Annotated in this window: 11 protein-coding genes; 5 read left to right on the forward strand and 6 right to left on the reverse strand. The window is 59.5% G+C overall.

Annotated features, from left to right (window positions below; translation table 11 throughout):
* Window positions 1-123 precede the first annotated feature (123 nt).
* On the reverse strand, window positions 124-2,724 hold the full coding sequence (locus ACO07N_RS26935; RefSeq protein WP_421983950.1) for a hypothetical protein: 2,601 nt from the start codon (window positions 2,722-2,724) through the stop codon (window positions 124-126).
* A gap of 2,655 nt (window positions 2,725-5,379) precedes the next feature.
* Between ACO07N_RS26935 and ACO07N_RS26940 the strand changes: the two genes are divergently transcribed.
* The 3 genes from ACO07N_RS26940 to ACO07N_RS26950 are packed head-to-tail and all read left to right on the forward strand — an operon-like array spanning window position 5,380 to window position 7,356.
* Entirely contained in the window at window positions 5,380-5,784 is a 405-nt protein-coding gene (locus tag ACO07N_RS26940; protein WP_421983951.1) for a hypothetical protein, read from the forward strand.
* A 14-nt stretch (window positions 5,785-5,798) separates the two neighbouring features.
* Window positions 5,799-6,035 (forward strand): hypothetical protein, encoded by a 237-nt coding sequence (locus tag ACO07N_RS26945; protein ID WP_421983952.1) that lies wholly within the window; start codon window positions 5,799-5,801, stop codon window positions 6,033-6,035.
* Window positions 6,036-6,063: 28 nt separating this feature from the next.
* The gene (locus ACO07N_RS26950; protein ID WP_421983953.1) at window positions 6,064-7,356 is read left to right on the forward strand and encodes a hypothetical protein; all 1,293 of its coding nucleotides are present in this window, start codon (window positions 6,064-6,066) and stop codon (window positions 7,354-7,356) included.
* Between the two features lie 433 nt (window positions 7,357-7,789).
* Here the strand turns inward: ACO07N_RS26950 and ACO07N_RS26955 are convergent, their stop codons facing one another.
* The 4 genes from ACO07N_RS26955 to ACO07N_RS26970 all read right to left on the reverse strand — a co-directional run bounded on the left by ACO07N_RS26955 (window position 7,790) and on the right by ACO07N_RS26970 (window position 11,320).
* Complete coding sequence (locus tag ACO07N_RS26955; protein ID WP_421979445.1) at window positions 7,790-8,617, reverse strand: IS5 family transposase; 828 nt, start codon at window positions 8,615-8,617, stop codon at window positions 7,790-7,792.
* 443 nt (window positions 8,618-9,060) lie between these two features.
* Complete coding sequence (locus ACO07N_RS26960; protein WP_421983954.1) at window positions 9,061-9,528, reverse strand: helix-turn-helix domain-containing protein; 468 nt, start codon at window positions 9,526-9,528, stop codon at window positions 9,061-9,063.
* 56 nt (window positions 9,529-9,584) lie between these two features.
* Complete coding sequence (locus tag ACO07N_RS26965) at window positions 9,585-10,073, reverse strand: hypothetical protein (protein ID WP_421983955.1); 489 nt, start codon at window positions 10,071-10,073, stop codon at window positions 9,585-9,587.
* Window positions 10,074-10,318: 245 nt separating this feature from the next.
* The gene (locus ACO07N_RS26970; RefSeq protein WP_421983956.1) at window positions 10,319-11,320 is read right to left on the reverse strand and encodes a helix-turn-helix domain-containing protein; all 1,002 of its coding nucleotides are present in this window, start codon (window positions 11,318-11,320) and stop codon (window positions 10,319-10,321) included.
* A gap of 501 nt (window positions 11,321-11,821) precedes the next feature.
* Here ACO07N_RS26970 and ACO07N_RS26975 point away from each other — a divergent pair.
* Window positions 11,822-12,124 carry a LexA family protein gene (locus ACO07N_RS26975; protein WP_421983957.1) on the forward strand — a complete coding sequence of 101 codons (303 nt, stop codon included), beginning with the start codon at window positions 11,822-11,824 and terminating at the stop codon, window positions 12,122-12,124.
* The gene (locus tag ACO07N_RS26980; RefSeq protein ID WP_421983958.1) at window positions 12,117-12,536 is read left to right on the forward strand and encodes a hypothetical protein; all 420 of its coding nucleotides are present in this window, start codon (window positions 12,117-12,119) and stop codon (window positions 12,534-12,536) included. The genes ACO07N_RS26975 and ACO07N_RS26980 overlap by 8 nt, the downstream gene beginning before the upstream one ends.
* A gap of 615 nt (window positions 12,537-13,151) precedes the next feature.
* Here ACO07N_RS26980 and ACO07N_RS26985 read toward each other — a convergent pair.
* The gene (locus tag ACO07N_RS26985; RefSeq protein WP_421983959.1) at window positions 13,152-14,957 is read right to left on the reverse strand and encodes an autotransporter domain-containing protein; all 1,806 of its coding nucleotides are present in this window, start codon (window positions 14,955-14,957) and stop codon (window positions 13,152-13,154) included.
* Window positions 14,958-15,069 lie beyond the last annotated feature (112 nt).

Here is a 15,069-nt window from a genome sequence, read left to right on the forward strand (position 1 = left end):
AGCGGCTCTGGCCCAAATAAACCCTCCCTTGAAACAGAAGAAACTGACCGCCTGGAGGTCCGCCGGCGGCCAGTTCTTTCAAGCCCCGCGCAGGCGGGACCGGTTGTAGGCATGAGCCGCGCGTCAGAACCTGAATTTCAGACCTGCGCTGACGGAAACCTGCTCGTCCGTGTTGTAACCGGCCTCGATAAATGCGGGTCCGAAATCCAGGGCCGCAAAGCCGCGGGCCGTAAAGCCGTCGTCATAGGGCGTGCTGAGGCCCTGGTAGTCATTGAAAATATTGTAGTTGCTGAAGAGCCCCGGGAGCTCGGGCACGTCATTGACCTCAGAGTCGATGTCCTGGCCATTGGCGTAGCTTCCCTCCACGCCATATCGCACGCGAACAGGGAATGTCTGACTGATTTTCGGAACATCATGCGCCATCTGGAACCTGGCTCCGAAAATGTTGCTGAACCGGTTTTGCACTTCAAGCTTTTCGCCTTCGGAAAGCTCGTAGGAATGGCTCTTGGTCCATCCGCCGAGATAGTTCAGCCGCAGGCTGCTGCCCCATGGCCCATTGACAAGCAGCGAGGGCGACAGGAACACCGAGGCATAGTTGGCCGTCGTTGTGTCGATACCGTCGGGAACACGGTTGTCGGCGATGTCCCGGTCGGTCTGATTGAAGGACACCCCTGCCGTTACTGACAGGTTGAACCGTTCCCTGAGCGTGGTCGCGATCCCGCCGAAAAGCGTACCCGAATGGGTGGAATAGCCGGTGTCGTCGTCCATGTCGTCGATGCTGGACACCTGACTGTAGGCAACACCTGCAAAATAGCTGCGCTCCGGCTTGTTCACGCCGATGACTGTGCCGGCCGAATAGCCGGAATAACCGCCGTCACGCTCGTCGGTGGTTGCATCTCCCACGCTGACAGCGCCATCGCCCGGATCCCGCACCCAACCGCCAAAGGCCCGCGCCCAGTTTTCAGACAGCCCTGCTGCGCTGCCGCTGAAGGCATAGTCTCCCGCCGGAGGACGGCTTGAGGTCCCGTCGTCAATGGCATCCTGGATCATGGATACCAGTGACCATGTCGCCTTGTCCTGCTGGGAGTAGGACTCCAGATCGACCACGTAGACCATGTTGCCGACAAGGGCAAAACCGTTCGGTGACGTGATCAGGTCTTGATTGGGCGTGCGCGGAGTATCGATGTTTTCGGTACCGAAGGTAAAAATGGGATTTGCGACAAAGTAATTGGAACTGACATCAAAGCGCAGGGCGGCATTGTATCCGTCTCCCAGGTGAAACCTCGTACGATCCCTCCAATCGTAGTGCAGGAGGATGTCCCCGACAAGGATGGAGCCGTCGAACAAATAGACATTGCCATAGCTGTTGAGGTTGGGGCTTCCGTTTTCCCCGAGCAAAAGCGAGAAGCCGTTCCAGGCCCGGATCGTGCCGTAGTTGTAGACATCATGACCCGATTCGCCGAGTGTCCATATTCCGGCAGACAACCCGGTACCGAGCGGATTGTTCATCTGGATCAGGCCAGCGTTCACAATTGTGTTTCTGACACTGCTGTCCCTCGAGCTGGTCGCAGTTCCGGTTGAGATGTCCAATTCCAGGTCCCTGTCCAGCAAGCTTTGCATGCCGGCAGCCACGACATCAGTTGTGTTTGTCACCGCACCACCAGTAGTTACCCTAGCGTCAACAATGATACTGCCGTAGTTGTAAAGCTCAAGTCCGGACCCGTCTGCTTCTATGCCGAACCCCCTCGACTGGAGGTATATGGACCCGTAGTTGTAGATGTCGACGTCATGCGCGCTTGATCGAATGCCTGAAGCTTGGAAGATGCCCCCCGTCCCGTCACCGGGCAAGGGGGTCTGAATCACCTCAATGGACCCGTAATTATACATCGCCGCATCGGCGATGTAGCGGTAGGCGACCCCTCCGGCGGTCTGATAGCCGGCAAGATCCATGCCGATGAGGCCCGTGCTTGATGTGTCTTTTGCGAGCCTGATCAAGCCGTTGTTGACCATGAGATGGCCGGTCTTTCCGGCGTCTGCCTGAGAGGCGCTCGCAGCCCCCGAGTCAAAGGCGGCAAGGCGCATCCCCCGCAGATCGCTCACATAGTAACTGTAGATCGACCCGTTGTTGATAAGCGTCGCTCCATCCGAGCGCGTGGTAAAGAGACCGTACGTACTGTCGTTGTTCAGGTTGATCACGCCGTTGTTGATGCTAATGGAGTTGTCCGCATAGAAGAGGGACGTAGCCGCGGCATCATAATCGCCGACATCGATCAGGCCGTTGTTGATGACGATCGCGTTGGTGGCGTTCCAGACAGATATGGCGTCACCGTAGCCGAAGCTTCTTAAGCCGGAAGCGTTTTGGGCAGATCCGCCAGCCGGGCACGTGCCCGCTCCCGGGCCATAGTACCCGCAATTGTCAGCCGTCCCGGTTGTGTAGATCGATCCGTTGTTGGTGATGACGACGTCGGCCACACCTGAGACAGACAGACCGGCGCCGTCCTCGTCGATCGTCATCGTGACGCCTTCGTTCACAGTAAGGGTGTCACCATCCGTGACCGGTTCGTTGCCACCCCCCACTGCATTGTTTGTTTCCGTCGTGTCGACATCAACGTAAAAGTCAGTTGCATTCGCCACACCCGGCGCGACAACAAGCGCGGTGCCCAGAAACAGCGGACAAACAGAGCGCCCGAACAGCGTTGCAAGAGACGTTGAGTGCTTCAGCATTGATATTAATTCCCAGCCGGTAACAGAGGTTGCCTCCAATCTCCCTGATTTCCCTGCACCCGCGTTATGCCAGTAAGCGCAGGGGATGATTTGAAGCCCCGGATGGTCAAGCTATTGATATCAATGATTTATTACTCGATCAGGAATTGCTGTTGCGCATTTAGCGAAAGTTTTAAGGTCCCAAAGCGCCGCCAATTGCACGCGCACGGTCCTCCACCTGCGCGAATCCCGTTGTTGGAAATGCCAAGAGAAGACTGGACTTTGAGGGCAGAAAACCAAGTCAAATATCTGAAAAATATGATATTTCAGGAATGAGAGCGACCGGGTTGCGCAATGATATCGGAGCCCTGACAGGCCCTGTTTTCATCGCACAAAGTTTGGCACCGTTGCAGATTTGTCACCCGTCCCGCAGCGTTACCCGAGGTTCGATGCGCGAATACCGCAATATCAGGGCCATCGTTCGCCTCGATCGCCGCGACGGTTCAGGTCCGGGATGACGCCGGTGGGGGTGCGGCGTGGACTGCAGATGGCTACACTCCCCTCTGTTCGTCACCCCGGACGCAGCGCAGCGGAGATCCGGGGCCGGGGAGCCACAACGCAAGCGACTGGTCACGGCAGAAACGCCAAAGCCCGCGCCTCCCCGATCCCGGCGCGCCCTCCGCTTGGCCGGGATGACGAACGGAGGGTGTCGATGACCTTGGCACCCGTCATTGCAGGGCTTGATCCGGCAATCCATTCCACAAACCTTCAGCGCGCGCCCGGTCTGGTCGAAACGCAACGGCATGGATCCCGGATCTAGTCCGGGATGACCCAGGTGGGGGTGCGGCGTGGACTGCAGATGGCTACACTCCCCTCTGTTCGTCACCCCGGACGCAGCGCAGCGGAGATCCGGGGCCGGGGAGCCACAACGCAAGCGACTGGTCACGGCAGGAACGCCAAAGCCTGTGCCTCCCCGATCCCGGCGCGCGCTCCGCTTGGCCGGGATGACGATGGCTGATTTCGACGTCACGTTGCCAACCCTGGTCATTGCAGGGCTTGACCCTGCAATCCATTCCACAAACCTTCAGCGCGCGCCCCGCCAGGCAGAAACGCAACGGCATGGATCCCGGATCAGGTCCGGGATGACGCTGGTGGGTGTAGGCGCGCGCGGGGTGAGCACATCCGTCATTCCGGACAAGGACGGCGAAGCCGGACGCCGAGCCGGAATCCGGATATGAGCGTGAGCGGAGCGAACACCAAAACCACAAGCGTCCTCACAAGCGGATGCGACGCGGAATGGATCCCGGATCAGGTCCGGGATGACACATGTGGGGGTGCGGCGTGGACTGAAGATGGCTACACTCCCCTCTGTTCGTCACCCCGGACGCAGCGCAGCGGAGATCCGGGGCCGGGGAGCCACAACGCAAGCGACTGATCACAGCAGAAACGCCAAGCCTGTGCCTCCCCTATCCCGGCGCGCGCTCCGCTTGGCCGGGATGACGATGGCTGATTTCGACGTCACGTTGCCAACCCTGGTCATTGCAGGGCTTGACCCTGCAATCCATTCCACAAACCTTCAGCGCGCGCCCCGCCAGGCAGAAACGCAACGGCATGGATCCCGGATCTAGTCCGGGATGACGCTAGTGGGTGTAGGCGCGCGCGGGATGAGCACATCCGTCATTCCGGACAAGGACGGCGAAGCCGGACGCTGAGCCGGAATCCGGATATGAGCGTGAGCGGAGCGAACACCAAAACCACAAGCGCCCTCACAAGCGGATGCGACGCGGAATGGATCCCGGATCAGGTCCGGGATGACGCAGGTGGGTGTAGGCGCCTTCCTCCTCCTGACCTTTACCGCGGTTTCAACATCCCCCTCATCCTGAGGAGGACCAGAGGTCCGTCTCGAAGGATCGGCGGCGGACCCCGGGACGTGCGGCCCATCCCTCGAGACGCGCGTTTGCGCGCCTCGGGATGAGGTGCGTTGGCAGTGCCGGTCGCCCTCCCCTCTCAACCGTCAACCCGGACGCAGCGCAGCGGAGATCCGGGGCCGCAGAGCCGACACGCAGGCAAAGGCCTGCGGCAGGAACGCCAAAGCCTGTGCCGCGCCGGTCCCGGATCATGTCGGGGATGACGATGGGTTAGCCTGCATCGCGCCGAAATTCTCTCAAAAGTTGCGCAAATTGCATAATCAGTCTTTGTGCGCGCATTTCAAGCGAAACAGATCCGGCCGGAGGCGACGCGAACAGATCACCTAATCTCAATCTAGAGGCTTGATTTCAAAGCATTATCAAGAGAAACAACTACGGACTTCAGCAGGTAACGGATCGGAAAGTGTGCAGCGTTCGCCGAAGCGCTGTCACGCTTAAAAATTGCGCTATTCGCATAACTTTCAATTGATGGTTGAGATACCAATAAAATTGCGCCAGGCAGAATCGGGGGACGCCGGCACGGGAAGCAAACCGGGAAGCAAACCGGTAAGCAAATCTGGGGCCGTCACGTTCGGCAAGGCCTCGGGGATATGACGAACCCGTGCATGCCAACCTGAATCTGAACGGCGCGTGCGGGCACGATGCCCGATCCGCGGTCTTCAGGCCGACCAGCACCCCCCGGCGGTTACGTCAGGACGCTCGGCCCGGATGCCGCATCCATTTTTGCCACAAGGAAGGCAAACATCCAATGAACAGACTTAAAACTCTCGCATTTTCCATCCTGTTCGCACTTGCTTGCATGACCGGCGCCAGTGCAACCAACACGATCAGCTTCCCGGTTCCCTCCGGCGTGCCCCAGGTCAAGGGCGGTTTCAAGAACGAGGCGGGCGTCGTCGTCACCAAGGTGAAGGTCAACCAGCAATCGCAGAACGGCTGCGACCAGATCGACAAGTCCAATGACGCCAACCTCTCGGAAGGCAACGGCTTCTACGTCGAATACAACCCCATGTGCGACTACGAATTCCACATCGAGGTCTCTGGCTGCCCCAACAAGGAACAGCATGTGTCTTCCTCCGACATCCAGAGCGGCCAGACCGAAGTGGTGCTGAAGGGCACCTGCGTCAATCTGAAAACGAGCCGCGAGGTGCCGTGAGCACATTCATCTGAGTGTCGGAAAAGCTGTGGGAGCGTCCCGATCCGCTTCCATTCGGCCGCTTTGCGGGAAACGGCGATGTTTCCCGCACGGCGGTTTCGCCACGTCCGGCAAACACGGTCGGGACCGGGCGCCAAACACGTCCTGCAAAGGGAACCGTCACCATGAGAATGCCCGCATTTACGACCGGCATCGCGGCCGACAAGAACGACTGCCATGACATCGACCTTCGCGACAGCCCTGAAAACTGACCGGGCCCGGGAACGGCAGCAATTGAGAATGAGCGGAAATCCAGACGTAACGAACCACCTGAACGGGATCCGAAAGCTGTTCCAGTTGCGGCACGGACCTGAACGGCAACGGCTGCGTGCCTTCCTGCCGGGCCTGCTGGCCGCCTCTCTCTTCCTTGGCGCGTGCGCCGGCAATATCGTCACCGACAGCGGGGTCTACTATAACCGCGGCCTTGAGCAGTCCTACAACGGCCTTCTGCTTGCCAATGTCATCCGCTCCGCCAAGGGGCTGCCGACGTATTTTTCCGCCGTCGGCGACTACTCGGCCAATGCGGATATGTCCATCAGCAACGACTTTTCCATCAGCGGAGAGCTGGGGGAGCTCCTGCTCAGCGAACTCGACCTGAGCGCCAGTACGAGCCGCGACTTCGGCCGCAATGCGAATGTCTCCTCCCTGGAATCGGAAACATTCGTGCAGGCGATGCTGACGCCACTGAGCCCGAAGCTGTTCTTTCTTCTGGCGGAAGGGCGCTCGCGCCAGCGGCTCGATCTCCTGTCTGTGCTCGCGGTGAAGTGGATCCTGATTCCGGAGGCAACCGTCCTGCGCATCCGGACATCGGCGCTTCAGGCCTGCAGCCGGGAAGCACACACCTATTCCCGGGAACTGCGTGCCATCTGCGCGGCCTATCCGCAAACGGTGGCGGATGCCGCCTGCGCGGGCCCACTACGGGCGAACAGCCGGGAAAAAGTGCTGCTGCGGAGCGATCCGACCAACCCTTGTTCCCATGTCCGCTTCCGGCATCTGATGGAAGCCATCACGATCCTGCAGCCCGCCCTTCTGCGCAACAGCGCTCCGGGGTCCATCACGCTGATCGCGCAGGAGCAGCTGCACCAGGAGAAGACCGCTGGGAACGCACCGGCAACTGCTGCAGCTGCAAAGAGCGGCACAAACAAACCGGCGTCCAGGCCAAGCCGGCGGGACGCGTCCTCGACAACGCTGATTTTCGGCAAGGACAGCGACTATGCGCTCCGCTCCCCGAACGAGATCCTGCAATATCTCGGCAGCGCCGTCCGCGCCATGCACCGGCACAAATCGGGTCCGCGGCTGATCGGGCCGGACGGGCGCAAGATCCCGGTCTTCGAGGTGGTGACCGGCCCCTTCGGCCTTGGCAACGCGATCGAGGTCAAGGTCGACGGCGAGCGTTTCGGCATTCGAACGCACGGATTGCGGGAAGATCCGCAAAGCTTCACTCTGCAATCCCTGGCCATCCTGAAGGACATCATCAGCATCAACACGTCCCAGAACGTGCTGCCGAAAAACCCGACGGTGTTCCTGCGTTAGAGGGGGCCGTCATGGCTTGCGCCCGGCATCCGTCGCGAGCACATCTTCTTCCAAGTCGCGGCGCGCCGGATTGGATCCCGGATCAAGTCCGGGATGACGAACGAGAGGTGCCAATCACAGACCGCCCCTCGCCGTCATTCCGGACAAGGACGGCGAAGCCGGACGCTGAGCCGGAATCCGGATATGAGCGTGAGCGGAGCGAACACCAGAACGACAAGCCCTGCCAGGCAGAAACGCAACGGCATGGATCCCGGATCAGGTCCGGGATGACGCCAGTGGGGGTGGCGCTTCCCTCTGAATCCACCCCGGTTTCAACAACCTCCTCATCCTGAGGAGGACCAGAGGTCCGTCTCGAAGGATGGGCGGCGGGCTCAGAACGCGCGGCGCATCCTTAGAGACGCGCATCCGCGCTCCTCAGAGTCTGACTCGAAATTCATTCTTGAGCCTTTGCCAAGCGCCTGATGATGAGTTCGATGCTAGCGATGTACAGCCAAGCGGTCTGTGTTTCTTGTTTGACTTCAAAGTCCTTTGCAAGACGCCGCCGTCGCCCAAACCAGGCAAATGTTCTCTCAATGACCCATCGTCTTGGCAGAAGCGCGAATCCTTTCACCCCGGTTGGCCGTTCGACGATCTCAATCGTCCACGGTCCACAATCCTCGATCTTTTTCAATAGCTTCGGCCCTCGGTAGACCCGATCGGCGAAGATATGAGCAAGGTTGGGATAGGTCTGCCGCAGGCTGCGTAGCAATGGCACCGCTCCGTGGACGTCCTGGACGTTGGCGGGATGAACCAGAACGTCCAAAAGAAGCCCGTCCGTATCAGTGACAATGTGGCGCTTGCGACCTTTGATGCGTTTGAATGGATCAAGTCCCCGAGGACCGCCGACTTGGATTGTTGCGACGCTCTGACTGTCAATGACACCGGCGGTCGGAGTAGCATTGCGCGCTTGTGATTGGCGATGCCGCTCAACCAGCCGCCGGTTCAGCGCTGGCCATAACGCATTGTCACGCCACGCATAAAAGTATCTCTGCACTGTGGAACGTGGTGGGAAGTCGGCAGGCAGAAACCGCCAGGGACAGCCTGTGCGCAGCAGATAGAGAATGGCATTGACGACTTCCCGCAGCGACGTGGTGCGCGGACGACCTCGATCTCGTCGGGCTGGCAGATGGGGACAGATGAACCTCCATTCTTCGTCCGTGAGATCACTTGCGTAACGCAAGCTGCGACGGTCATAGTTGGCGCGGGTGGTCTCGGTCCACATGGCGAAGCTCCGTTCTGTTAGCGCAAAAACGGAATCACATGCGACCGGGATCACTCAACTAATTTCGGGCCAGTCTCTCAGGATGAGGTGTATTGAAAGCGACGGTCCCTTCTCTCTCGACCGTCACCCCGGACGAACACCGTGAGATCTGGGTTCGGCGCGAGGCACTCGGCAGGAACCCCATCGCCGGTCGCCCTCCCCTCAGCAGTCACCCCGGACGCAGCGCAGCGGAGATCCAGGGCCCACTCGTTTCCAGAACGGGTACCGCAATGCGCACGGCTTGCGCCATCACCCCGCCGGCCGTCTTGCGGCGCGCAGGATTGGATCCCGGTCCTGCACCCGGATGCATCAATTTGCAAACGCTTCCAGCGATGACGCAACCGCCGGCGCACTATGTGCCGCGTCCATGAACGTGACCGGCAAAAAGCCCTTTTTGTCGCCGATTACCCCACCGGGCTCGAGGGCCTGTGCCGCGTATCGGAAGGCAATTCGCCGAACTGCCGGCGATAGTGGGACGTGAACCGGCTCCAGTCCCAGAAGCCCTCTTCAGCCGCAATGTCGCCGATACTCACGCCTGCGTGGTCTGCGTTCAGCAACTTTCGCCGCGCGTTGTTCAACCTGACAACCCTGGAATAGGTGAGCGGCCCCATTTGCACCTGGCTCGAAAACGCCTGTTCGAATACCCGCGGAGATCCAAGCTCCTTCAGTGAAGACCTGTAGGACGGCGCCAGGTCTTCCTGCGCCGACAAAAGCAGTTGGCGGGCCTGCATAAAGCGCTTGCGTGCGCGGGACGGCTTTAATGTCGCGTAGCTGTTTTGCCGAAGCCACTCGAAGTTGAGTCCGACCGCGAGCCCGAGCAGAAAGGCGTTATCCACCAGTTTGCGGATCTCAGGTTCCGAACGTGAAACCATCGCTTCCAGCGCCGCGAGAGTGTCCTCCCGGAACCGTTCCGTGAGCTGGGAAGAAATCACCGAAACCGGACGGCGGCGCAGGCCGCACAACCAGTCGGCAACTTCGGGAAGCAAGGCGGGTGAGCGAGCAAGGCGTCCTTTTGCACTTGTGCCCCAACACACATGAAAACAGGAGACTGAACGCCTAAGCCTTCCGCAAGGGGTGGTGCGACCATCACCTGGTCGGTATCGCTTGCCGTGTCTGCACCCCAGGCAATGTCGGCGCGTCTGGGGATGGCAGCACCAAAGGTGAAGCAGTCGCCGGGCAGCATCCCCGCCGTTTCGAGCACCTGATTGTATTTCTCGACCACAATCAAGACCCAGCCGGTGTAAATTTTGAGAACGCGTCCTGCAAATCGGCCGGGGCTCAACTGATTGAAGCTGCAATTGCTGCCGACATTGGCGAACACGAGATCCAGTTCCGAATGACAATCCGTAAATTCGAAGTTGGAAATAAATTCGTGCCTCTCCAACATTGCCGAGGGTGGAAACCAGATGTCGCTCATGGCCAGGCGCTCCCGGCCTGCGCGCGCGGAACCGGCAGGACCGAGCGGTCTGCTGCCGGTCCACTGCCCGCCGGGCCTGCCACACAGCGTTTTATCCCGGTGCCGGGGTTCCTCCGGCGCGACGGCGCGTGAGCGATCGGCTCAAAGTGTTAAGTGTGCAGCATAACTCTTTTCATCGCCGAAGCTTGCCCGGCCGGCGGGTCACCTTTCTGGGAACAGGTCTGCCTTTGGAACGGAAAGGTTTCCTAGCCGACCGGGAAACCGGCCCTCATACGCGTTTCGGACGGAAGCTCGTTGAACTGGCGGCGATAGTAGGACGTGAACCTGCTCCAGTCCCAAAAGCCCTCTTCCGCTGCGATGTCGCCGATGTTCTCCTCCACAAAGGCCTTGTCGAGCAGTTTCCGCCGGGCATTGTGCAGCCGCATCACCCGCGAATAGGACAGGGGCCCCATGTTCACCTGATTGGAAAATGCCTGTTCGACGAGCCGCTGCGAACCAAGTTTCCGTGACGCCAGCCTGAAATGTTCCGTGACATCTTCGTGCGCCTCCAGCAGCAATTTCCTGGCAAGCAGGAAGCGCTCACGCGCGCGGGAGATCTTGTGTGTCGCAATCGTATTCTGCCGCAGCAGTTCCATGTTGAAACTGTTCACCAAAGCGCAGACGAATGCCTTGTCGGCCGCAGCGCGGCAGATCCCGCCCCCTCCGGAAATCACGCACTCCAGTACCACCTGCACATCGGCTCGGAAGCGCCTGGCAAGCCAGGGTGAATTCACGAACACGGGATGTTTGGGCAGACTATGGAGCCAGTCGGCAACCTCGGGCAGCAAGGCTGAATGCGAAAGCAGGCGGGACTTTTCAATCCGCGCGAGCACAAGCACGCACTCGGACGGCACAAGCGCGACATGCTCCCCACCGGGCGCGGCGACCTGCAGCCAGTCGGTGGACTTTGTCACGCCCCCGAATGCGACGTCCGGCTCACTCCGGCTTATGGCCGTAACAAAGGAAAAATGATCCGGGGAGATCAGCACCTCTTTTTCGAGGGGCTGATTGCTGTACTCGACATAGATCGAAACATCACCGACATCCGCCGAAAAAAGCCGGCCGCTAAACGGCCCTGCACCCAGCTGCACGTAGCCGGATCTGTTCCCGAAACGAATTGCCTGTTCGTCGCAGTCAAAATACTCTTCATTGTGAATGAAGTCGTGTTTGTCTGTAAATTCGGTTGCCGGAAACCAGTTAGCCAACATTGTCGTTCCCACAGTCGATCAGTCGCTTGCGACAGTTCTGCGGAACGCTCAAAACTTAACTCTGGCCCAATCGTGACCGATCCGGCCGCATTCTCACACAACATATCGCTCATCAAAACGGCACCACCGCCTTCAGAAGCTCTGTTTTTTATAAATTATTAACACCAGAATAAGTCGATACAGGCACGCCGGTTATGCAGTTAGCGCAAAAAAATCGGCCATAATCTAAAAATACGACCGAAATTAAATCTGTGGTTTAGGACCCCCCCTTACACACCTGAAGAAAACAATCGACATGCATGCCGCCGGGAGACCGGGTCCGATTCTCACAAACAGGTTTCGCGAGCCGGCCCGCACCCCGCCCCGCCGGATTCTGACATGTTGACACCGGCCGGAGGATAGGACCGCGCATTCCCCTCTTAAAACGGCACCGCAGTGCAGCGCATGACACGGCTCCTGCGCCAATACTGCGCTATAAGCATAACACTCAAGCAGGTTTCCATGCTCCGATACGGTCTGAACGAGCCAGAGATTCGCGTTCTAGTTACGGAGATTGTTGTGACGGGTATAACTCCTAAGCAAAAGGAATGTCTTGAGTGCATCTCTCACTACATCAGCCAGAATGGTCACAGCCCATCGCTGGCAGAGATCGGAGAGACACTCTCGCAAAGTGCCGTGGCGATACATCACAAAGTCAACTCCCTGGCGGAGCGGGGATATCTGACGAAGACCCGTGGCAAACGGACACTCGCCCTGACGCGGAAGTCGAAACAGTTACTTGCACATCTGGCGCTAAGTGACTGAGCCCGTGAAACCGGGGCTTGCAGGCCGCAGGAGACTGCACGCCGTTCGCGGCCGCAGCGGCGTTGCCTGGTTCAGGCGGAACAGGTTCCAGGTCACACAGAACCTTGCAAAGAAGCTCCGAACTGTCTTTTTCACACTGGTCTTTTTTCTCGTAACCCCGGTCGTTGCAGATCAGGACCCGAACCGGCCGACTGACAGGATCGCGGCGGATCTCGGGATCGAGGAAGACGTTTTCATCGAATGCTTCAAACCGGTCAATCCGGAGCCCGACAAATACCCCTCCGGGCAGGAGCAGCGCGCCAACAAGGCAATCCTGTTGCCGTGTCTGCAAAAGGCCAATCCGGCCATCAGCAACGAGCGGCTCGACAGGGTGATGGACAAGTACCGGCCCGAGGGCGCCTTCCGCAAATAAGTCGCCTTTTCGGATTGGACGTTAGTCCGGCGGAGGCACGCGCGGGACAGGACTGCGGATCCAGGTGAACATCATACCGGTTCGCCGGGACGGCGCCTCGAACGTGTCCCTGCCGTGGCGCTCTCGAAAGGCGGCACTGCGGCTGGGAAGACCTGTCGATAAGACTTCAGCCGGAGTTTGTTTGCGCCCGATCGCCATCCAGTCGCCGGCCCGGGAATACGGAAACATTCAGGAAGCCCGGCAATTCCTTCTCCTTGACCTTCGACGCCGCACGTCGACAGGCGCGGCTGCAACTCCTCTGGTTCAGTCTTCGAGAACGACGTCTCCATCTTCATGCCGGCGTCGGCGTCCGTTGACGGGAGCACCGGGTACATGACGGGCTGCCCACAACCGATCATCCTGCGGCGCGCGAAAGCCGGCCCCCGGAACCCGGACTGAAGGGACCATCGGAAGCTCAAGCGGAAAGCGCCACCGGGCGAACTGGATGCCGATCTCGCCGCTTTTACGGCAAACAGGGAAACACTTCCGTATCCCGACCTGGCGCCGGGCGGAACGGAACTGCCCTGTCACCAACGTAAATTCGACAGTGTTTGCCGAACCGGACGGCACTGGCCCCTAGAAGCGGATCGCAAAGCGCGCCGTGCCCTGCAGAACGTCGGCATCATTTGAAAAGGTCCCGCGGCCGTCCACGGTGAAACGCGCCTGCGATCCGAGGTCGACATCGATTGTCCCCCCAAGGCGGACGGCGGAGCGGCCCGAGGGCGCGACTTCGACGGGATTCGAGATGCCGAGGAGCGTGACCACGACATCGTCATTGCCGATGGGGCTGCGGAAAAGATAACCGACGCGGCCAGTCAACGTTGCCGGACCGATGTTCCTGGAGACCGCGACTTCCAGATCAGCTTCGATCAGTCCCAGCGTATGCGCGCCAACCGCTGCATTGGCGTCCGAACCGTTCTCCGAATAGGCGCCAGTGTACTGCAGGCCGAGGCGCCCGCGCAGACCCGGGATGACGGTGAGACCGGTGGTTCCGAGGTCGATATCGGCGGATAACGTGGCTTCCGAGGTCAGGAACCAGCTGTCATAAGAAGCAAAGGCACTGCTCTCACCGACGGTGCGCCCACCTGTCGTTGCGGTGTTGTCATTGATGAAGCGGTTGCTGTCGTTTTCCTGCCAGCCACCGGCGACACCGGCGCCGAAAGAGACCGCACCGAAACGGTGATCACCAAAAACGCCGGCAAAGACGCCATGGCTCTTGATATCCTGTGCATCTGCCCATTGGCTTTGCGCGGTGATCGTTCCATTGAGGTAGCCGGCCAGCACACCGAGGCGCGTCGCAGGTGCGTTTTGCCACGCATATCCGGCTGCAGCGCCCATCTGGCCGATCGCCTGATCGAGAGTGGTGTCGTCACCACCATAGTGAGCGGTACCGCCGAAACCGCTGATCCAGAAGCGCCCGGACCGAAGACCGTAGCTGGTTTCTAGCCTTGGATCTGATGACGGCAGCGCACCCGGCGCACCTTTGGCAATCCCGTCCGTGCCCGCCATTTCCAGACCGTCCCGTCCCAGCCGCGCCAGGGTATCTGCCGTATCGGCGAATTGATTGAAGCGCGCCGTCGGACCGGTCGGATCGAAAGTGGCGAACTGTCCCGTCGCCGGATTGTAGAACCAGGGAACCGGGCCGGCCGGATTTGCCTGACCTCCGGCAAGATTCGTCGGCAGCTTCCAGAACACGGAGTGAGAGGCACCGGTGGTGATGTCGAGCGACGCGGTTGAATTGAAGGTAATCGCCCCGCCGAGATAACCGGGAGCTTTCAGGGAAACGGAAGTCCCCGTCGAGACGCCGTCGATCTGGATGGCGCTTGCCCGTTCCGAAATGATCTGCCCGGAGTTGATTATCTTGTTGCTTGTGCCCTGGCTGAAGATCGCAGAAGCGGCGCCCCCCGAGGTTCTGACCACACCGCTGTTCGCGATTAAGGTATTGCCGCCAAAATTCGTTATTGCGGACGTGTTCTCTTCAACCGTCACGACTGTACCAGTGTTTATGATCCTGGCGTTGCCGCCGAAATTCACGATGCCGAACCCGTTCAATCCAGTTGCCCGGACTGTCCCGTTATTCAGTATCGTAACGTGGTCTCCCACGCTGAAGATCCCGAACGAACTCACTCCGCTTGTTGCAATGTGTCCCAGATTGGTGATGACGTTCCTGTCGCCATAGCTTTCGACGGCATTGTCAAGCACGGCAGTCGTCGCAATGCTGCCGGTCTCCGTGATCACGAGGCGCGTATCGCCGAGCAGAATCTGGGTGTTTGTGACGGGCGACGTGATGACCTCGCCAGCGCGTGAAAATGGTGCCGGGGCAATAAGCAGCGCTCCGGCACAAGCCGATGTCAGCCAGGGCCGACATAATATTTTTGCCATTCCGGACGTCTCTTGAGTCGGACGTCCCCCACACGTTTGATGTGAGAATTTTTGTTCGTTATGGTTAATAAAACATATACTTAGGGTCAGGACCCCTTCATTTGGATGAATT

It is taken from the genome of Roseibium sp., assembly GCF_965229775.1.
Lineage (GTDB): Bacteria > Pseudomonadota > Alphaproteobacteria > Rhizobiales > Stappiaceae > Roseibium.

What these genes read in the sequence shown, in the direction of transcription:
- ACO07N_RS26935 (WP_421983950.1), bottom strand. Translation starts at nt 2,724, where the DNA reads ATGCTGAAGCACTCAACGTCTCTTGCAACGCTGTTCGGGCGCTCTGTT.
- ACO07N_RS26940 (WP_421983951.1), top strand. Translation starts at nt 5,380, where the DNA reads ATGAACAGACTTAAAACTCTCGCATTTTCCATCCTGTTCGCACTTGCT.
- ACO07N_RS26950 (WP_421983953.1), top strand. Translation starts at nt 6,064, where the DNA reads ATGAGCGGAAATCCAGACGTAACGAACCACCTGAACGGGATCCGAAAG.
- ACO07N_RS26955 (WP_421979445.1), bottom strand. Translation starts at nt 8,617, where the DNA reads ATGTGGACCGAGACCACCCGCGCCAACTATGACCGTCGCAGCTTGCGT.
- ACO07N_RS26960 (WP_421983954.1), bottom strand. Translation starts at nt 9,528, where the DNA reads ATGGTTTCACGTTCGGAACCTGAGATCCGCAAACTGGTGGATAACGCC.
- ACO07N_RS26965 (WP_421983955.1), bottom strand. Translation starts at nt 10,073, where the DNA reads ATGAGCGACATCTGGTTTCCACCCTCGGCAATGTTGGAGAGGCACGAA.
- ACO07N_RS26970 (WP_421983956.1), bottom strand. Translation starts at nt 11,320, where the DNA reads ATGTTGGCTAACTGGTTTCCGGCAACCGAATTTACAGACAAACACGAC.
- ACO07N_RS26975 (WP_421983957.1), top strand. Translation starts at nt 11,822, where the DNA reads ATGCTCCGATACGGTCTGAACGAGCCAGAGATTCGCGTTCTAGTTACG.
- ACO07N_RS26985 (WP_421983959.1), bottom strand. Translation starts at nt 14,957, where the DNA reads ATGGCAAAAATATTATGTCGGCCCTGGCTGACATCGGCTTGTGCCGGA.